17 protein-coding genes are annotated in these 20045 nt (G+C 55.4%); 15 read left to right on the top strand and 2 right to left on the bottom strand.

Going from position 1 to position 20045, the window contains the following annotated elements:
- Window positions 1–164: 164 nt before the first annotated feature.
- A complete protein-coding gene (locus PVA19_RS03205; protein ID WP_274101139.1) occupies window positions 165–1541 on the bottom strand; it encodes an MmgE/PrpD family protein in 1377 nt (458 codons plus the stop codon).
- A 100-nt stretch (window positions 1542–1641) separates the two neighbouring features.
- Between PVA19_RS03205 and PVA19_RS03200 the strand changes: the two genes are divergently transcribed.
- The 11 genes from PVA19_RS03200 to PVA19_RS03150 all read left to right on the top strand — a co-directional run bounded on the left by PVA19_RS03200 (window position 1642) and on the right by PVA19_RS03150 (window position 15343).
- A complete protein-coding gene (locus tag PVA19_RS03200) occupies window positions 1642–2553 on the top strand; it encodes a LysR family transcriptional regulator (RefSeq protein ID WP_274101137.1) in 912 nt (303 codons plus the stop codon).
- A 40-nt stretch (window positions 2554–2593) separates the two neighbouring features.
- Window positions 2594–3508 carry a LysR family transcriptional regulator gene (locus tag PVA19_RS03195; RefSeq protein WP_062600543.1) on the top strand — a complete coding sequence of 305 codons (915 nt, stop codon included), beginning with the start codon at window positions 2594–2596 and terminating at the stop codon, window positions 3506–3508.
- A 169-nt stretch (window positions 3509–3677) separates the two neighbouring features.
- Window positions 3678–4622 (top strand): ABC transporter permease, encoded by a 945-nt coding sequence (locus PVA19_RS03190; protein ID WP_274101135.1) that lies wholly within the window; start codon window positions 3678–3680, stop codon window positions 4620–4622.
- Window positions 4619–5437 (top strand): ABC transporter permease, encoded by an 819-nt coding sequence (locus PVA19_RS03185; RefSeq protein ID WP_274101133.1) that lies wholly within the window; start codon window positions 4619–4621, stop codon window positions 5435–5437. Before PVA19_RS03190 ends, PVA19_RS03185 begins: the two co-directional genes overlap by 4 nt.
- Entirely contained in the window at window positions 5434–7062 is a 1629-nt protein-coding gene (locus PVA19_RS03180) for an ABC transporter ATP-binding protein (protein ID WP_274101132.1), read from the top strand. The genes PVA19_RS03185 and PVA19_RS03180 overlap by 4 nt, the downstream gene beginning before the upstream one ends.
- Window positions 7063–7079: 17 nt before the next feature.
- Complete coding sequence (locus PVA19_RS03175; protein WP_274101823.1) at window positions 7080–7940, top strand: serine hydrolase; 861 nt, start codon at window positions 7080–7082, stop codon at window positions 7938–7940.
- 39 nt (window positions 7941–7979) lie between these two features.
- Window positions 7980–9521: an ABC transporter substrate-binding protein gene (locus PVA19_RS03170; RefSeq protein WP_274101131.1), complete on the top strand. Its 1542-nt coding sequence runs from the start codon at window positions 7980–7982 to the stop codon at window positions 9519–9521.
- A 104-nt stretch (window positions 9522–9625) separates the two neighbouring features.
- On the top strand, window positions 9626–11095 hold the full coding sequence (locus tag PVA19_RS03165; RefSeq protein ID WP_062599720.1) for a M20 family metallopeptidase: 1470 nt from the start codon (window positions 9626–9628) through the stop codon (window positions 11093–11095).
- Between the two features lie 442 nt (window positions 11096–11537).
- Window positions 11538–12242 carry a gluconate 2-dehydrogenase subunit 3 family protein gene (locus PVA19_RS03160; protein ID WP_274101130.1) on the top strand — a complete coding sequence of 235 codons (705 nt, stop codon included), beginning with the start codon at window positions 11538–11540 and terminating at the stop codon, window positions 12240–12242.
- Window positions 12243–12245: 3 nt separating this feature from the next.
- A complete protein-coding gene (locus PVA19_RS03155) occupies window positions 12246–14015 on the top strand; it encodes a GMC family oxidoreductase (protein WP_153310391.1) in 1770 nt (589 codons plus the stop codon).
- Window positions 14016–14026: 11 nt separating this feature from the next.
- Window positions 14027–15343 carry a c-type cytochrome gene (locus PVA19_RS03150; RefSeq protein WP_113265121.1) on the top strand — a complete coding sequence of 439 codons (1317 nt, stop codon included), beginning with the start codon at window positions 14027–14029 and terminating at the stop codon, window positions 15341–15343.
- A gap of 574 nt (window positions 15344–15917) precedes the next feature.
- Here the strand turns inward: PVA19_RS03150 and PVA19_RS03145 are convergent.
- Complete coding sequence (locus PVA19_RS03145) at window positions 15918–16601, bottom strand: GntR family transcriptional regulator (protein ID WP_274101129.1); 684 nt, start codon at window positions 16599–16601, stop codon at window positions 15918–15920.
- 121 nt (window positions 16602–16722) lie between these two features.
- On the opposite strand from PVA19_RS03145, the gene PVA19_RS03140 reads away from it, so the two are divergent.
- The 4 genes from PVA19_RS03140 to PVA19_RS03125 all read left to right on the top strand — a co-directional run bounded on the left by PVA19_RS03140 (window position 16723) and on the right by PVA19_RS03125 (window position 20036).
- The gene (locus tag PVA19_RS03140) at window positions 16723–17364 is read left to right on the top strand and encodes a GntR family transcriptional regulator (RefSeq protein WP_274101128.1); all 642 of its coding nucleotides are present in this window, start codon (window positions 16723–16725) and stop codon (window positions 17362–17364) included.
- Between the two features lie 170 nt (window positions 17365–17534).
- Window positions 17535–18359: an ABC transporter substrate-binding protein gene (locus PVA19_RS03135; RefSeq protein ID WP_274101127.1), complete on the top strand. Its 825-nt coding sequence runs from the start codon at window positions 17535–17537 to the stop codon at window positions 18357–18359.
- Between the two features lie 68 nt (window positions 18360–18427).
- The gene (locus PVA19_RS03130) at window positions 18428–19120 is read left to right on the top strand and encodes an amino acid ABC transporter permease (protein ID WP_113326524.1); all 693 of its coding nucleotides are present in this window, start codon (window positions 18428–18430) and stop codon (window positions 19118–19120) included.
- Between the two features lie 22 nt (window positions 19121–19142).
- Window positions 19143–20036 (top strand): dihydrodipicolinate synthase family protein, encoded by an 894-nt coding sequence (locus PVA19_RS03125; RefSeq protein ID WP_274101126.1) that lies wholly within the window; start codon window positions 19143–19145, stop codon window positions 20034–20036.
- Window positions 20037–20045 lie beyond the last annotated feature (9 nt).

Genomic DNA, 20045 nt, shown 5'->3' with positions numbered 1-20045 from the left:
ATTTCAGAAATTGCTTGTTGGAAAAGTCTTGAAATCCCATCTGTTTTTCCATCGCGAGCGACATTGGTTGCTACCTTTTTGCATTGGGTTTGGGCTTAGTCAACCGGGCGTGGGCGCAGGAATAATTTCCGCTTCGTGCCTCAAGAGGGCACATAGGTGATGGTTTAAATTCGGGACAAACTAAAAAATTGTTGCAACGTATCATCGCAGACGGTTCTCACGCTCTTTCCGGAGCAAATTGCTTTCAATTCGGAGTGGGTGATAAGCGCCCTGGAATGTCCTGCCCACCGCAAGCAATCTTCAAGTTTTGCAAGCTTCTGCCCGCCATTTAAAGGTGCGACTATAGAGCCGTTGGCGTGAAGGCGCTCGGTGGAGAACCTCCGGCCATCCATTAACGAGATATGGACTTGATGCGGTAGGCGCTCAACGCCGCGCTCTTCTTCTGCGCTGTAAGAAGTAATACTGATCTTCGCCATGTGGGCTCGGAAACTTTGCCGCGTAGCAGCTTGAGGAGTGAAATCACGGAGTGATAGTCCTCCGCCCGAGAGCGCGACAGCCAAGCAGTAATGCATGGAAAACCTCGCCTGTAGTTCATCGGTAGGATCGTCATAGGGAAGATTGTCAAATGCAGATCTTCCAACTTTCGTATCGATCCGTTCGATGTCATCAAGCGAAAATCCGTATTTCTTTTGAAGGTCCAACGCCGCGTCAATGGCTCTGTGAGTGGATGCGCAGCATGGATGAAGTTTCGTGACCAGACCGCGGGTTTCGATGATGTGCTCCTCGTTCCATGTGAGGTCCGCCCACCCCGTCGCTTCGTTGCCTCCGAAGAGATCGAGGAAGCCTTGCGATCGTTCGAGGATATCGAGCCTGCCGCCCAAACCCGATCGGGCAAGTAACGCGGCCTCGATCGCATTTCGCGCCGCGATGCCTGCGTGAAAGGGTTTTGCTCCGGTGCCAAATTGTCCTTTTGGACCCGAGGCCATGCTTGTGGCGAGGCTCATTGCGTTTGCTATCTTAGCTTCGTCAAGTCCGAGAAGGACGGCCACACCTGCGGCGGCTCCGACGCAGCCGATTGTCGAGGTTCCGTGCCAGCCCCGATTATAGTGCGAGGGGATGACGCCGAAGCCAATGGATCCCTGCGCTTCCAGCCCGGCAAGATATGCTCTGACCATCATGTGGCCCGAAAACTCGTCGCTACTCGTCGCGACGGAGAGAAGCGCTGGCACCAGGACCGCTGATGCGTGGGCGCGTGCGGGATGAAAATTGTCATCGAAATCGAGGCAGTGGGCGGCAGTGCCGTTGATGAGGGCAGCGATGGAGCGCGATGCGCGGCCTCCTGTGAAAACCAGCGATGCGCCAATTTCATTGATCTCGTCACGAAAAGCTGCGGCCACAGACCGTGGGGCAGCGTCATTCCTGCCCGCAATCATACAGCCGATAGTATCCACAATCGCGTCTTCCGCCCGCTCTATTGCGATTGCTGAAAAGGACGTTCTTGCAATGACCTGTCGGGCAATCTTTTCGAGAACGGTTGTCATTGACGCGCTTCCTTGCAAAACTCGGAGGGAGCGGCATTGATGAACGGGCAGGTCTATCGGCGCAATCTTATGCAAATGACGGGTGACGTTATCCGGGAGAATGAGACTGAAAAAATCGGGCGACGTTCAGATCAGCATCAAGCATATTCAGGTCTTCGACGCGATTGCGGCCACAGGCTCAACCATTGCCGCTGCCGTTGATCTCGGTATTTCTCAATCCAATACCAGCCGACTTCTGCATCAGTTGGAGGTCTACCTCGGTGTTCGGTTGTTCGACCGGGATAAGAACCGGCTCTCCATGACACGTGAAGGTTTGAAGCTGGGGCCGGAAATCCGCGCCATTGCGGACAAGCTTACGGCTCTCAAAATAACGGCGCAGGAACTGGAGGAGGGACGCTCGACTGAAATCCCGTTGAGGATAGCATTTCCTGCGAGCCTTTCCGCAACGCTTGTGCCGCGTCTGATCAAGAGATTTCTGGCCGAAGCCGGTCCCGTCAGAGTTGAAATTGCCTCTGGGAATTATCTTGCAATAGAACGCATGGTGGCGGAAGGGGCGGTCGATCTCGGTTTCACGCGCCTGCCTTCGCCGACGCCGGGACTTCGCGAAGAGCATGTCATGCCGACGCGCAATATTTGTGTTCTCCATAAGAACCATCCGCTTGCCGGTCAGGAGAAGATCAACGTCGAACAGTTGAAGACCGAGGATCTGATTCTTCTGAACCGGGAGCGGGCCGTCCGTCATGAGCTGGAAGCGATTTTTTATCGCGCCGGGCTTCGCCGCCGGCCGGCAATCGAAGCGCATTCGGTTGGTTGCGGTTGCGCACTTGCGGCAGAAGGGCTGGGCATTGCAATCGTCAGCGAATTGCTGGCGCTTGAATATCAGGCCTTGCCACTGGCATTCGTTCCGCTTGAACCGACCATCTCCGTCGATTACGCCATCGTCAGTTCCGAACTCTCGCCACTTCCGAAAATCGCCGTGTCGTTCTTGAACTGCATCCGGGAATGGGCTTAAGCGTTTTCGTATCGGCGGGCGAGGGAGTGGCGACGGCATGATAAATTTCAGGCAGCTTGAGGTTCTGAAAACCTTGCTCGCGACAGGGTCGACGATCGCTACCGCCAAGAGCATGGGGCTTAGCCAGTCCGGCGTGAGCCGTCTCCTTCAGCAGTTAGAGACTGATCTGGAACTGAGGCTTTTTGATCGGGATAAGGGCAGACTTATTCCAACGCCTGAAGCCAGTATTCTGGCGCGGGATGCCGAAACGATCCTGCTCGGATTGAACAGGTTTTCAGGACTGGCGGAAGATCTCCGCAGCGGTGCAAAAGGGCCAGAACTGGTGCGGGTAGGGCTTCCCAGCAGCATGTGGGAAAATTTCGCGCCCGCGATGATGAAGGAATTCGTGCGTGATTACCCGTCGGTCCGGATCGAAACCTTTTTCGAGACGACATCCAACATCGCACGTCTGGTTGAGCAGAAGGTCATCGATTTCGGCTTTCTGCGCAACGAACATCCCGCTTTACCTGGGATCGATATGGAAATCGTGGCATCAGGCACCAGCGTTTGCGTTCTGCCCGAAGGTCACGAACTTGCGTCGATGAAGGAAATTAGTGCACGGGACCTGCGTGGGGTGCCGCTTATTCTCATCGGTCGGCAAAGGCCGACACGTATGCTGCTCGATCAGACCTTTGCGCGCGAAGCCGTGAGGCAGAACGTAAAAATCGAGACTCATACCAACAGTTCGGCCTGCTCCTATGTGGCTCACGGTTTGGGAGTTGCCATATTGAGCAGCTTTTTTGCCAATCTCTACCAAAACCTTCCTATCGTGCAGCGCCCATTCGTTCCGGTCACCAAGCAGGAATTTGCGCTCGCAACCCCCTCTGGCACGTCTGCTTCTCTGGCAGCAAAAGCCTTGATGGACGCGCTCAAGCGCCAAATCGAAATCTCACAAAAGCATTGCTCTAGCTGTTAAGCACCGCGCCACAGATCAAACTCAACGCGCACCTGCGTCTGCAAAATATGCATTAGCCTATGAAGATAATGCATAATATTGCGCTCATTTTTTTGATCCGTCATAGTTTCAAACATAACAGCCGGTGACTTTGTAGATCCGGTCCCGCCAATCGCGTTCAGGGGAACCGATGATAAGATTCATATTCCATCGAGTGCTGATGGCGATCCCGACATTGTTGATCGTCGCAATCACAGTCTTCGCTCTTATTCGTTTCATCCCAGGTGATCCGGCAGCTCTGATGCTGGGAGACATGGCGACACCAGATCAAATTGCCGAGATGCGCACTGAACTTGGCCTCGATACGTCACTGCCGCAGCAGTTTTTCGTCTGGGCGGGCAATGTGCTGAGCGGTGATTTCGGCCAGTCTATCGTGAACAAGGAGCCGGTGCTTCCGCTGGTTGTTTCGCGCTTCATGGTTTCAGCCGAGATCGTCGTGGTCGCGGTCATTCTGGCAAGCCTCATCGCGGTGCCAGCCGGTGTCATAGCGGCGTGGCGCCAGAACAGCGCCACGGACCTCGTACTGATAGGCACGGCGACAGTGCTGCTTTCGATCCCGACCTTCTGGCTGGGATTGCTTTTGCTTCTTTTCTTCGGACTGAAGCTCGGCTGGCTGCCGGTGCTGGGATATGTGTCCCTCTCGGATAATTTCGTGTCCGGGCTGTTGTATCTGATCCTGCCCATCATGACGCTTGTCATCCATGAGGCCGGGGTTCTGATCCGCATGGCCCGCGCCTCCACACTGGAAGTGCTGCGGCTGGACTACATCACCCATGCCCGTGCCAAGGGACTCTCGGAGCAGGCGGTTCTCTGGAGGCACGCTTTCAAGAATGCCTTCGGTCCAACATGGACGATGATCGGCCTGATCCTTGGAAATCTGCTTGGCGGCATCGCCGTCATCGAAACGGTGTTCACCATTCCGGGCCTTGGTCGCCTGATGGTCGATAGCATCTTCCAACGCGACTACCCCGTCATTCAGGGCTGCCTTCTCTTCGTCGCCATGTCCTATGTGGTCGTCAACCTGATTGTCGATCTCCTATATCCCCTCTTTGATCCGCGCGTGGTGGCCGAATGAAACAGGTTTCTCTCAATGGCCTGATCGGCGGCGTTCTGATCGCTGCTCTGCTCATCGTCGCAGCCCTGAGCCTCTTCTGGACGCCTTTCGATCCAATGAAGCTGAGCTTCACGGCAAAACTGGCTTCTCCCGGCTCACTGCATCTCCTCGGCACTGATGAATTCGGGCGAGATGTACTCAGCCGCCTTATGGTCGGCGCACGAGCAAGTGTCTGGATCGGCTGCCTTACGGTCGGTTTCGCCGTTGTGGCTGGTACGTTGATCGGTCTCATCAGCGGGTATGCCCGTGGCTGGATCGATGGCCTGATCATGGCCGTGAACAATGCACTGCTGGCATTCCCCGGCATTTTGCTGGCACTCGGACTTCTCGCGGTGTTCGGCGCAAATCAATACGGCATCATCTTCGCGCTGGGCATCGCATACACGCCGTCCATGGCGCGCGTCGTTCGAGGAGCCGTGCTGTCATTGCGGGAACGCGAATTCGTCGAAGCGTCCCGCGTGATGGGCAATGGCGAAATCTTCACGATGTTCAGACACATCCTGCCCAATTGCCTTGCCCCAATTACCGTACTTGCAACCTCGATGTTCGGCTGGGCCATCCTTTCGGAAAGTGCCTTGAGTTTCCTCGGTCTCGGTGTTCCGCCTCCCGCACCGACATGGGGCAACATGCTGGCTGCAGGTCGGCCTTTCATCGAACAGGCTGTCTGGCTCGGACTCTTCCCCGGCCTCTGCATCGCACTCACATTGTTTGGCATCAACCTTCTCGGAGATGCTCTGCGCGATAAACTCGACCCACGCATGAGAGGTTTGAAATGACTGAAGGAAAGCTTCTCAGCGTCCGCAATCTTTCGCTGGAAATCGTCCGTCGCGATGTCGGCGTGGTGAAGGATGTCAGCTTCGATGTCGCGCCGGGTGAAATCTTCGGCATCGTCGGCGAAAGCGGTTCGGGAAAATCTCTTGCGACAAGGGCGATTGTTTCTCTGCTGCCGCCCGTCATTCGCAAGACGGCAGGTACGGTCATCTTCAAGGGCCGCGACATCACCGCAATTAGTGAAAAGGACTTGCGCACGCTGCGTGGTGCGGAGATTGGATTGGTTTTTCAGGAGCCCATGACCTCGCTCAACCCGTCCATGACGATTGGACGGCAACTGGAGGAGGGGCTCGCACTGCACACGCAGGATCAAGCCTCCACGAGGCGCGAGAAAATTCTCTCCATGCTGCAACGTGTCGGCATTCGCGATCCTGAGCGAGCACTGACGTCCTATCCACATGAGTTCTCCGGCGGCATGCGCCAACGCATCATGCTGGCATCCGTCATGCTTTTAAAACCGGCGTTGCTGATTGCCGATGAACCAACGACGGCGCTCGATGCGGTCATTCAGCGCGATGTCATGGAACTGATGGTGGAACTGACGAAGGCAGAAGGCACGGCAGTCCTTCTCATCAGCCATGACCTACCGATGGTGGCCCGCTACACAGACCGGATCGTCGTTATGGAAAAGGGCTCCATCGTTGAAGCCGGTACGACTGAGCAGATACTGGAACTCCCCCAGCACCCTTACACGCGCAAGCTTCTGTCATCCTTGCCCGTGCGCGGTGAAGTCAGGCATATCGATACGATATCCGCACCGATGATTTCGGCCCGCAACATCGTCGTGGATTATCCTGGACGGAAGTCGTTTCTCAAGAAGGGCGAGCCAAAACGCGCACTGCATGGAGTCTCGATTGACATTCATGAAGGCGAAGTTGTGGCTCTGGTCGGCGGTTCCGGGTCTGGCAAGACGACCTTGGGACGCACGATTGCCGGATTGGTCAAGGAGACTGAAGGCGAGGTTTTCTTCCGGGGGCGCACGCGCGATCAGGACTGGCGCGACTATCGCCTCAATTGCCAGATGGTTTTTCAGGATCCCTATTCCTCGCTTGATCCTCGCATGACGATCCTTGCTCTCGTTGAAGAGGCGCTGCGTCTCGTTCCCGGAATAGACCGGGTGGCGAAGATGAAGCGCGCCTACGAAACGTTGGAAGAAGTTGGTCTCAACGCCGAATTCGCCCTTCGCTATCCGCATGAACTTTCGGGCGGACAGCGGCAGAGAGTGGCCATTGCCAGAGCGATTGCGCGACGACCACGATTCCTCATTGCCGACGAGCCCGTTTCGGCGCTGGACGTGACCGTTCGCGCACAGGTGCTCTCGCTCTTTTCCGATTTGCAGAAACGATATGGCTTCTCCTGCCTGTTTATCAGCCACGATCTCGGCGTCGTTGAACAGGTCGCTGATCGCGTCATCGTCATGCAGGACGGCAGGATCATCGAGGAAGGTGACCGCAACACGATCTTCGACATGCCGAAGCAGGCCTACACCCGGCGCCTTCTCTCGGCAATTCCCGCGCTCGATCTCAACGAGACCGGCGGCGTGAAACTCAAGTGGCGCTTGGAGGCGTGACGATGAATACAGCACCCATGACATCCGGCAACCTCGGATCAACCGCCGAAAGGCTGAACGCGATCTGTAACGGACAGCCATTCGTCACGCGCTTCAGCATTAAGAACCTGCGCAATGGCGAGATATTTGAACGCGGAGCGAATGAGGAAACTCCGTCTGCCAGCACCCGCAAGACCTCGATCATGATGGCTGCCCTGAGCGCGGTCCAAGAAGGCAGGCTCGATCTGGATGAGCAGATTGTCTACGAGCCGCGCTTTGCCGAAGAAGTCGCAAGCGGAATGTTTCGCTATCTTACGCCGGGCATCGTGATCTCGCTTCGCGATGCCATCACCGGCATGATGGTGCTTTCCGACAATGTCTGCACCAAGATGGTCTTCGAGCGCCTGACGCTGGAGGAAGTGAACAGCTATTGCAGGGCAATCGGCATGGAAGGCACGCATCACCGCTTTCTGATCCCGCCGCTCGCTCTGTCTCCCGATCATTCCTTGAAGTCCGTTACGACGACAACGGCGCGCGATCAAATGTTCCTGCTCCAGTCGATTCTCGATGCTCAGGGTTCCGAAGAGGCTTCGAAGCGGCTGGGCGTTTCTCAAGAATTGAGTGCCTACGCCTTGCAGACGCTGAAAAATCAGATTCTGCGATACGCTATCCCTTCACGTCTGCCGTTCGGCACGGTCGTCGCTCATAAGGGCGGCACAGGAAAGCGCGGGAGGATGAATGCAGGCATCGTCTACAGCGATGGTCAACCGCTCTACATCATCACCGCTTTTACGGACCAGGTGCCGCAGGAAATGCCGGATGGAACACCGGGATACACCATGTCTCTTGAAACCATCGGACGCCTTTCGCGCGTCTGCTGGGATGATTTTCGAGCTTGAGCCAACAGCATTAAAACCAACAATAACAGAGGGTAGAACATGAAAAGCTTACTTCTTGCTGGAACTATATTGATGGCGCTTTCAGGCGCGACCCACGCGCGCGATATCGTGATTGCGCAGAGCTCGGATCTTCGCAGCAACATCCCCGGCGTTAACCGGGATGGGAATACGGATGGCGTCATCCTTCATATCGTCGAAGGGCTCGTGGGCTACGCCAACAACGGCGAAGTAAAGCCTTTGCTGGCGGAAAGTGTTGAAACCTCGAGCGATGGTCTGACATACACATTCAAGCTTCGCCAGAACGTCAAGTTTCACAATGGCAAGCCGCTGACCGCGGATGACGTCGTTTGGAACTGGAGCCGATACATGGACCCCGCCACGAAGTGGACGTGCATCAAGGATTTCGACGGCGGTACGGTGAAGGTGACAGCGATCAAGGCTGTCGATGCGCATACCGTCACGATGTCGCTCGATAAGCCCTCCGCGGTTTTCCTCGGCCTGATGGCGCGGCCGGAGTGCGGCTACACAGGCATGATCTCGAAAGACTCCCTCAACGCTGAAGGTGCATTCGATAAGCCAATCGGAACTGGTCCGTTCAAATGGGATGGGTGGAAGAAGGGCGAATACATCCACTTGGCCAAGTTCGATGAATACCAGTCTCCGGCCAATGACGGCAAACCGGATGGCATGGTCGGCTCGAAGCGACCACTGGTGGATGGCATCAAGTTCATGGTCATCCCCGATGCATCCACTGTGAAGGCAGGTCTCCAATCGGGTGTGCTCGACACTGCGGAAATCTCGCCTGATCTCATTACGGAGTTTGAGAAGAGCGAAAAGGCCAAGGTCATTATTTCGCAGAACAACGGCAAAAACCTCTTCTACATCCAGACCCGCGACCCCGTCATGAGCAAACCCGGGGTTCGCCGTGCAATCGCGATGGCGCTTGACATGGACGAGCTTGTTGCTGCGGCCTCCAATGGTACCGGAAAGGCCAACGGCTCGATGGTGGCGTCGGACTCTATCTACTTCAGCGAGACACAGAAGAAGCGTCTTCCTTACGATCTTGATGCGGCGAAAAAGGAACTCGAAGCATCCGGCTACAAGGGTGAGCAAATCAACATCATCGCCAACAAGCGTGGCAATGTACCCAGCTTTCCGGCAGCCGTCATCGCTCAGGCGATGTTGCAGCAGATCGGTCTGAACGTGCAGATCGAAGTTCTGGACTATGCAACGCAGGTTGATCGCCGCCGCTCTGGCAATTACCAGATCATTTCGCAATCCGTCGCACCCCGTCTCGATCCTGCGTTGATGTACAGCTTCTATGTGGGCGATAAGGACAAGAACGCTTCGCTCATGTGGGATAATCCGAAGGCGATCGAACTGATGAAGGCTGCTTATGCGGAAATCGACCAGCAGAAGCGTCAGGCAATCTTCGACCAGTTCCACGAGCTCATGTTGCAGGATATGCCAGGCATCTTCCTCTACGACATGATCGACGTTTGGGGAGCGACCAAGTCGCTTGAGGGTCAGCCGGTCTGGCAATCCAACGCGCGGCTTTGGGAAGTGTCGGTCGGTAAATAATCCAGTCATTAGGCACCGCGAATAAGCGGTGCCTTTCATATGCACAGAAGCCCTCTGCCATCATCGATGCGCGGTGCCGGTTTCGCTTTGTCTCGAGGAACAGCATGCCAGATCAATCAGCCCTGAAATCACTAACGCAATCGATCGACGACCTAGCTCCTAATTTTACATCCATAAGTGATCAAATATGGGATCTGGCAGAACTGAAGTACGACGAATATAAATCAGCCAAACTTCTTGTTGAGACATTGAAGCAACATGGTTTCTCCGTTGAGGAAGGCATCGCGGGAATGGAAACCGCATTTGTCGGCCAATACGGGCATGGCAAACCTGTCATCGCATTCCTTGGCGAATATGATGCTCTTGCAGGCATGAGCCAGCTTGCGGACATCGATGAGCAACGGGAAGGTGAGCCGGGCGCCAGCGGTCACGGCTGCGGCCATAACCTATTAGGAGTCGGGTCTCTCATCGCGGCAATCTCGCTGGCAAGACATTTGGAGGCTAACGGTCTGCCGGGGACAATTCGATATTATGGTTGCCCTGGAGAGGAGGGCGGTTCCGGAAAAACCTTCATGGTGCGGGCAGGTGCCTTCGACGATGTGGACGCCGCACTGACCTGGCACCCAGCCCCATTCAATGGCGTCAGATCGACAAATAACCTCGCGGTACTAGAGTATTACTATAGGTTCAAAGGCACTGCCGCGCATGCCGCCAATGCGGCTCATCTTGGGCGGTCGGCTCTCGATGCCGTCGAACTGATGAATGTCGGTGTCAACTTCCTTCGCGAGCATATGCCGCAGGATTGCCGCGTGCATTATGCCATCACCGATGCAGGCGGACGTGCCGCTAACGTGGTTCAGGCAAAAGCAGAGGTGCTTTATCTCGTTCGCGCGCCCGAAATGTCCCAGGCTCTGGCACTGGCCGAGCGCGTGGATCAGGTCGCGCGCGGTGCCGCCATGATGACCGGAACTGAGGTGGAGATCGTGTTCGACACCGCCGCCACAAACTTGCTGCCGAACCTCACGCTTGAAAACGCAATCCACGAAAATCTGATGGCGATTGGGCCGGTGCCGTTTGATGAGGCAGACATGGAGTTCGCCCGTAAAATCCAAGCCACATTTACGCAGGAAGCGATCAAGAGCAGCATCAAACTTTATCAGATCAAGGATGATGTCTTCTCCAACGAGAAGATTGACGGATCGACGCCGCTACATTTGGGATTGCGTGCTTTCGAAGGGCACTCCCATTTTCGAGCAGGATCTACCGATGTGGGCGACGTCAGCCGTGTGACACCTACCGCACAGTGCTGGGCGCCAACTTGGGCGATAGGAACAAACCCTCATACATGGCAAGTCGTGGCGCAGGGCAGAAGCCGTGCAGCCCATAAGGCAATGGTGCATGCTGCTAAAGCTCTTGCTTCGACGGGCCTTGATTTGGCAACATCTCCGAGCCTGTTGGCCAAGGCAACAGCAGAATGGAAAGCTGCGAGGGGCGACGACCCTTATGTCTGCCCAATACCTGAAAACGTCATGCCTGGTGCTTTGCATTCCAGTAAGGAGCAATCGCTGGGGTAACGGATGAATATCAAACAGACGCTAAAGCGCCCCAGTCAATAAGGAGCGAGCGTTAAAGCGAGCTTCCTGAGGTGGATGCTGTTGCGCCTTCTGGGCGTCAGCGCGCCTCAATTCGCGTTCTGGAAGCGCGTGCCGGAGGGCATTGTGAGTCCGCCTACTTGCCGATCTGACGTTGTACCGCATGGTTGTCAGACAGATACTCTATGCTTTGGGTATGTTGGTTTCAGATCGGAACGCTTCGCTAGGCGTCTTAAAGATTGTTGCTTATTTTAGAAGAATTACGGAACCAGATTCTCACGAAGCGACAAACGAACGATTTTTGTTCTAAGTGAACTTGCGCTGATTTCGCTGCGACGATAAACCGCAGCGGCCCACCTGACTCATTTCCCGATGGATCTAAACAACAATTTTCAAGTGATGCCCGTCACAAAGCGAGTTGCCTATGAGAGACCTTCCAGGCCGTCCTTCACGTCGAAATTTTCTTAAAGCGTCCGCTGCAAGTGCTGCAGTCGCTGGACTCGCAGCCGTGCCGCTGAAGGCTGAGGAGCAACTAGAGCCGGTCGCGCTGGATGCGTACACGCCTATCTGTCTCAAGCCCAGCGAGTGGGCTTTAGTAGTGGCAGCGGTAGCAAGATTGATCCCTTCCGAGGGCGAGGGCCCCGGAGCCATCGAAACACGTGTCCCGGTCTTTATCGATATGCAGTTGGCTGGCGATTTCGGTCGCGCTGCCGATTGGTATATGGAAGGTCCTCATGAGGCCGACGCAAGTCCGTTGCGTGGCTGGCAGACACCGCTGACGCCGCTTCAGATTTATCAACAAGCCATCCCGGTATTTGACGAATGGTGTCGCACGACACATGGGAAGATTTTCGCGGAGCTGGATGAGGCGACGCAGGATCAGGCGCTTACCTCGCTTCAGAAAGACGAAATGAAGCTTCATCCGGAAATGCGCGATTTCTTCTCCATTCTGCTTGGAAACACCAAAGAGGGTTATTTCGCCGATCCACTGTATGGCGGAAACCATAAAATGCAGGCGTGGACCTATATCGGTTTCCCCGGCGCGCGTGGATCGTACAAGGAATGGGTTCTCAAACATAACGTTAAATATCCGCTGGGACCGGTTTCGATCTCTGGCGAGAGGGCATGAACGATGGCTAGAACTGAAAAGAAAAAAGATGTCGTCATCGTCGGTCTTGGTTGGACCGGATCGATCCTCGGCATGGAGCTTGCGCAGGACGGGCTTGAGATCGTCGCGCTCGAGCGCGGTCATGACCAGAATACCGTTCCCAATTTCCAATATCCTGAGATGATCGATGAGCTGAAATACGGCGTACGTCTCGGCATGATGCAAAAGCCGCGGAATTCGACAGTGACAATTCGTCGGAGCGAGACCGAGGTGGCATTGCCCTATCGCAGCCTCGGCTCCTTTCTACCGGGTATTGGTGTCGGCGGTGCCGGCACGCACTGGAACGGGCTCAACTGGCGTCCTATGACGTCAGAATATCGTCTTCGATCCTATGTCGAGGAACGTTGGGGGGCATCCATTATCCCCGAAGATATGACCATTCAGGATTACCCGGTCACGTATGACGAGCTCGAGCCCTATTTCGACCGTTTCGAACGGGTTGCAGGCATCTCGGGCAAGGCTGGTAACATCAAGGGTGAGAAGATCGAAGGCGGTAATCCGTTCGAGGCTCCACGCTCCCGCGATTATCCCATGCCGCCTATGCCGACGACCTGGGACGGAGCCAAGTTCGGTGAAGTCACTAAATCCATGGGCTACCATCCGTTTCCGCGCCCCGGCGGTATAGCGTCGCAAGCCTATGTCAACGAATACGGCATGCAGATGGGCCCATGTAATCATTGCGGCTTCTGCGAGCGTTATGGTTGTTATAACTATTCGAAATCTTCGCCGCAGACCGCCATTCTTGACGCCCTGAAGCGCAAGCCGAATTTCGAATATCGCACGGAATGCGAAGTGTTGCGCATCGAAATGGCACCGGATGGCAAGACCGCGACCGGCGTCACCTATTTCGACGAAAAGGCGCAGGAGGAAGTCTTCCAGCCTGCCGATCTGGTAATTCTGGCTGCCTATCAGCTGCACAACGTTCACCTGATGCTGCTATCCGGCATCGGGCAGCCCTATGATCCCAATACGGGAGAAGGCGTTACCGGCCGCAACTATGCCTATCAGATGAATGGTGGCTACACGCTGTTTTTCAAGGACGAGGTTTTCAATCCATTCATCGGCACTGGTGCCAACGGCATGACCATCGATGATTTCGGTATCGATAACATCGATTTCGGTCGGGAAGGCTTCATTGGCGGCTCCTACATCTCCGCCGGGCAATCGAATGGTCAACCGATCCGCTCCATGGCGCTTCCAGCAGGCACCCCAAGCTGGGGCGCAAAGTGGAAGCAGGCCGTGGGTGAATGGTACGGGCACTCCATGTCCATCGGTTCGCACGGGTCCCATATGGCCTATCGTGGGAATCACCTCGATCTCGATCCGACCTACAAGGACCGGCACGGGCGTCCCTTGATGCGCATGACGTTCAACTGGAATGCCAATGACATTCGCATGACCCAATTCATGAAGTCGAAGATCGAGCCGATTGCGAAGGCTCTCAACCCGACATCCATGCAGGAAGGCTTCAAGAAGGAAGGTGCCATGTATGATGTCAGGCCCTATCAAACCACGCACAATGTCGGCGGCTCCGTAATGGGCGACGATCCCAAGACATCGGCGGTCAACCGGTACCTTCAGGCCTGGGACAAGCACAATATCTTCGTTCTTGGCGCCGGGGCATTTCCGCAGAATACGCAGTATAACCCCACCGGCATGGTGGGTGGTCTCGCCTATTGGGCAGCTGAGCATATCCGCAAGGACTACCTTCCCAACCCACGGCCACTAGTTTGAGGAGTGCCACCATGAAAACGCTTCTCAAAGTTCTCGCCGCTCTCGTCCTCGTTGGCATTGCTTGTCTTCTCGCCTTCATTTTCGTGCCCGTTCAGCGCACGGAAGCAACTGCTGAACTGGCAGCAAATTTCAAGCCAGCAGAAGGTCGTGGGGAATACCTCATGCGTGCCAGCGATTGCATGGCCTGTCACACGAATGAGGGTGGAACACCCTTTGCAGGCGGTCGTGCGATCCAGAGCCCGATGGGAACAATCTGGACCACCAACATCACGCCTGACAAGGAAACCGGTATCGGGAGCTATACGCTCGACGATTTTCGTGCCGTTCTCTATGATGGTGTGACGCCGAACGGCACGCATCTTTATCCCGCCATGCCGTATGAGAATTACCGCAAGCTAACGGAAGAAGACGTAGTTTCGCTCTACGACTACTTCATGCATGAGGTGAAGCCTGTCTCGAATAAAGTCGAGCCAACGAAACTCGCATTTCCTTTCAATATGCGATTTGGTCTGCGTGCATGGAACTGGGTTGCTTTGCGTGGCGAAGCCGGATTTGCACCCAACACAGCAGAAGACGCCATTTTTAACCGTGGCAAATATCTGGTCGAAGGGCCGGGTCACTGCGCCGCCTGTCACAGCCCACGCTCGGTGCTGATGACGCAGGATGGTATCGACGAGACGTACAAGAGCTTCCTCTCGGGTGGTGAAATCGACAACTACACGGCTCCGGATCTCAGAGGCCCTAGCAGCGGTCCACAAAAATGGGGAGTCGAGGAGACGGCAGCTTATCTTGCCACCGCTCGCAACGCTCATTCAACGGCAACAGGAGAAATGATGCTGGTGGTGCGCGATTCCACTCAGTACCTGACGCAAGATGACAATCGGGCGATAGCAAGCTTCCTGACGAAGATCGGGACGCCTGGACAACAGGCCGCAAAATCGGCCGACGCGCCAACGCCGACGGAAGAACTCTTGTCGAGCGCTGGACCTGACATGCCGCTCGGAGCGCGGCTCTATCTGGACAATTGCGGTGGATGTCACCTCGTGAACGGTAAGGGTGCGCCGGAAATATTCCCGGAACTTGACGGAAACTCACTGGTGACAGCGAAGTCTAGCAAAGGCCTGATTAGCGTGATCCTCCATGGTGCAGAGCTTCCTTCAACTGAAAAACGCCCCATGAAGGTGAGAATGCAGGGCTACGAGGATCGCCTGTCCGACGAGGAGATCGCAACGCTTGCCACCTTCCTGCGCAACGCGTGGACGAACAAAGCTTCTGCGGTAACCACGCAGGACGTGGAAGCGATCAGAAAGCTCGGCAACGCTCACTAATGGCCACAAGAAGTAAGTAAGAGCCCTCGTCATCTCAGTGGGGCTCTTTCGTAACCGAATTTGATGATCGCCATCCTTGTGCGAGATACTGTGTATTTTGGCTTTCTTCCTGAGAGGGGCGACAACTGAGAAGGAAGTCGTTCGTTTCATCGACGCTTAGAAGGTACCCACATTGAACAAGGTCGCAGCAGAACTGTAATCGAGAGGTCGGTCGACGGAGGTGGAGCGATAAGCTTCCGGTCTTTTTACACTTCGATGCCCGGCGGCGGACGTACTCGACTTCATTTGCGTTGTCACCTTGCAGAAACATCGCGTTCCAAGTTTCACAACGATCCGAGCAGGAAAGGCGGAATACCCCTATAAAGCACGTAAGTTCTTCTCAAGCGGCAATAGCGGGCACATTCAGGAGATGATTTGACTTCAGGACAATTTGAAAAACACATGCGGTGTATCATCGCTGCCTTCACTTTTGTCCACTCGCGTTTCTGATCTCTCCAACCAATCGCCAATCCCCATGCCCAAGTACTTAGAAAGACGCAAGGCCGCCGGATGTAGCGTGCTTTACAGAGAAAGCTCACTCATTGGTGATGAGGTGCATTCGCGCAAACTCAATGAGGCTCTCAATGTGCGCTTTCGTTGCTTCAAACGCCGCGCCGGGGTCGTTGCGCTGCAAGGCGTCGATGATGGCAAGATGTTCCGTAGAATCTGGTGTCAGGCGGTCTTTCAACTGGCCGATTTCAAAGAGGCGCGTGGCGGCTCGCAGATTGCGTAAAACACCTGCCATAACTTCGTTGCCACAATGGTCGATTATCAGGTTATGCAAGTGATCGTCTGAAAACCAGTGGGCATCCGTATGGTACGCAGTAGCGCCCATAAGCTCGTCAATTTCGCGCCGCACCTCGACGAGTTTGCGACCGGGTATGCTTGGCATGGCCTGTACAGCCGCGTGTGGTTCGATCAACAGACGTAGCTTCAGGCTCTGGATGTATTCTCCGATATCGACGTGTCGCACCACGTAGTTGCGGCCGTCGCCTTTGTGAATCAAGCCTTCACCTTCCAGCCGCTGCAAAGCTTCACGCAGGGGCGTGCGCGACACACCGAGCATCTCGGCAAGCTGCGCTTCGATGATAACGTGGCCGCCTCCAAGACGACGGTGGCGGATCATGTCAGAAACAGCGTTATACGCGAGGGCGGCAAGCTTGTGGCCTGCGTCTTTGGACCGTTTTCCTATGCCAGGATCAGTGTCTGTTTGTGTCAAAGCGCATCAGCCTCCAGGCAGCTATTGGTCTATTCCCAGTTGATGTTGCCCCAAAGGCTTTTCTTGTTTTCAGCCATGGTCCATACCGCTCGATATTGTCAACTACCGGGGAGTCAATGGAATGGACGGTCAGGTCACGGCGGAACGAAGCCTTGCAGATGAGACCTATTCTGCACTGCTCGGGGAAATCCTCTCCGCGCAAATGGCGGGTGGTGCTGTGGTGCAGGAGCGCAGGCTTGCGGCGCGACTGGGCGTCTCTCGTTCGCCAATGCGTGATGCGTTGGGACGTCTTGAGGGGCAGGGGCTTCTTGCGCGCAACGCCAAGGGCGTTCTCACGGTGCGTATCGTCACCCTGTCCGACTACCTGAACAGCGTGGCGATGCGAATGCTCGTTGAGCCAAGTGCGGCGGCGCAAGCGTGCAAGGGAATAACGGCTGAGACAGTCGCAGACCTCGCTGCGATGCTTCGAGACATAGAGTTGGATCCAGATCCTGATCCCGAGTTCGTATGGAACTTCGATGATGCTTTGCACCAGGGCATTGCTGATGCCAGTGGAAATCCCTTCATGGCGGACACCATCTTGCAAATGAGGCGCTACACCACGATCTTCGAGCGCCAGCGTAAACTCGCCCAGCGGAAGCCGGGTCTTGCTGACCATCAGGGCATCGTAAAAGCACTGATGGATCGCGATGCGGATGCCGCCCGCGTGGCTATGACGTTGCATCTTGAACGGGTGCGCCAGAACGTCCTTTCGACGTACTGAGCCGAGCCAGCCTATCCCAAACCTCAGATATTTCAATTTTTGACTGCCCTGGCGGAAAGATGTTGCATACGGCAAATGATTGTGTATGAAAGTGGTATACCAAATGAATGCGAAATTAACAAGCATCGTTGTTTAGGTCCACGAGAAGATCGAAAAACCAGAGGGTCATCATGTCATTCCGCACCATCTCCATTGCCTCCCTTCTATTACTCTCCACGGCAGCGTCGGCGTTTGCGCAGAGCTGCACGCCTAAGGTTCCCGATTCCGAATTGGTCAAGCCTGGGACGCTGACAATGTCGGTTAATCCAACATTACCGCCGATGCAGTTCGTCGATTCCACCGGAGAGCTCAAAGGCATGCGGGTCGAACTTGGCGAGGAAATTGCCAAGCGCCTGTGCCTTACGCCTGAATATGTCCGCATCGAATTCTCGGCGATGATCCCCGGTCTTCAGGCTGGCCGATGGGATATGATCAACACTGGAATATTCTTCACGAAAGAGCGCGCGGCCATCATGCAAATGATCCCCTACGAGGACCAGGCCATCAGCGTTTCAGTGGCGACGAGCAATACGACGGTGAAGGACAAGGATGGGCTTGATGGTCTGCGCGTCGGCGTCGAGCTCGGCGGCTTCGAAGAAACGACGACCCGTGCTCTTGACGCTGAACTCAAAGCCGCCGGCAAGACAGGGCTCGTCATTCAGACCTTCGATAATTTCGCGCTGGCCTTCCAGGCGCTACGCGCCGGTCAAGTCGAGGGCGTTGTCTCAATCGATGGTGTCGCAAAGGAATATGATAGCCGTGGCGATTTCCGTCGTGCCGTCAGCGGTCTTTATCCTGCACCCGTTGCCGTTGCTTTCAAGAACGCGAAACTTGCAGACGCGGTATCCGGCGTCCTCAAAGAAATGAAAGCAGATGGCTCGTTGGGAAAACTCTTCGACAGCTACGGTCTGCCGATGATCGCAGGCGACTACTCAGTCAAGGGTCCAGGCCGCTGATCTGAGCGGTTCATCATTCTGATGGATGCCGGCTCGTCCGGCATCTCCTTAGCATTAAAGGTCCCTCCATGTCGTACTGGAACTGGTCTGGCTTCTTCGACTATCTCGTCAATCCCTTCATCCTCGGAGGTGTTGTCACCACGATCTGGCTGACCTGCGTCTCACTTGTGTTCGGCCTACTACTCGGCTTTGTCGTGGCCCTCATGCGCAGATCCAAGCTAAGGCTTATGAGGTGCATCGGGTGGTTCTATATCTGGCTGTTCCGTGGCACGCCGCTGCTCGTGCAATTGATCGTGCTCTATACCGCATTACCGCAACTCGGGATCAAGTTCTCCGTTGTACAAGCTGCGTTGATCGGGCTGGCTTTGAACGAGGCAGCATATCTGGCGGAGATTATCCGGTCCGGCATCGAGGCAGTTCCTGCAGGACAAGCGCGTGCGGCGAGAGCTTTAGGCATGACTGAGCGTCAGATAATGCGCCACATCGTCATGCCGCAGGCGTTCAAGGTCATCATCCCGCCCCTTGGTAACTCGGTCAATGGTCTGCTGAAAACAACATCCGTCACCTCCGTCATTTCAATGGAGGAACTGCTACGGCGCACCCAGGTGCTGATCCAGGAAAAGTTCATGGTGCTCGAACTCTTCGCCGTGGCTGCCATCTATTATCTTCTTCTCACGACCCTCTGGGACTTTGTGCAGCGGCATATCGAAAGGCGCTTCGGCCAGTCCACAGCACCGCTACAGCTCAGCGAAAAGCGCTGATATTCAATAAAGGACTTACTGCATGCCAAAGACGTTTCGTGGTGTCTTTACCGTGATGATCACTCCCATCGACGAAGATGGGAAAGTCAATTTGCCAGCACTCGCTGCCTTTACAGATTGGCAGATCCGGGAGGGCGTGCATGGACTCATCCCTCTTGGTTCGACAGGAGAGTTCCTTTCACTATCCGATCAGGATTGGGACGACGTCGCCCGCACGGTCATCCAGAGCGCCGCCGGGCGCGTACCAGTTCTGATCGGAACAGGTGCTGAAGATACCCGTGAAGCGGTTCGCTTGAGCTGCAAGGCCGAGGCACTGGGCGCGGATGGCGTGATGATAATCCCGCCATTCTACTCGACGCCGACCGACGACGAACTGGTAACACATTACCAAACCATCGCCCGCTCAATTTCCATTCCGATCATGGTCTACAACAACCCTGCAACGTCGAATGTGGACATGAAGCCCGAACTTCTGGCTCGCATCGCCGAGATTGATGGCTGCGACTACGTCAAGGAATCGACGCTCGAGGTCACCAGAATCCGAGATATCGTTCGCCTGGCTGGTGACAAAATGACGCCTTTCGGCGGTATTCTAGGCTTTGAATCTTTCGTCATGGGCGCGCAGGGCTGGGTAGCCGTTGCGTCCAATGTGGCGCCTGCAGCAATGTCGCGCATCTTCACTCTAGCGGCCGATGAGAAGCAATACGATGAAGCGCGTGCGCTTTATCTGGAGTGGCTTCCCATCATCCAGGCGGTCGGTGGACAGGCCTATGTCGCTGGCTCCAAGGCCTTGCTGAACCACATGGGGTTTGCCGCAGGATCGCCGCTGCCGCCGCGTCTGCCGTTGCCATCAGAGCAGGATGCCGCGATGAAGGCTTTGGTCGAGCGTTTCGGCTTAAGCTTTTCCCAAAACTGAGCCGGAGAA

The organism is Agrobacterium sp. CNPSo 3708 (assembly GCF_028674915.1).
GTDB lineage: Bacteria > Pseudomonadota > Alphaproteobacteria > Rhizobiales > Rhizobiaceae > Agrobacterium > Agrobacterium cavarae.
This window is presented reverse-complemented; position numbering and strand designations above follow the sequence as displayed.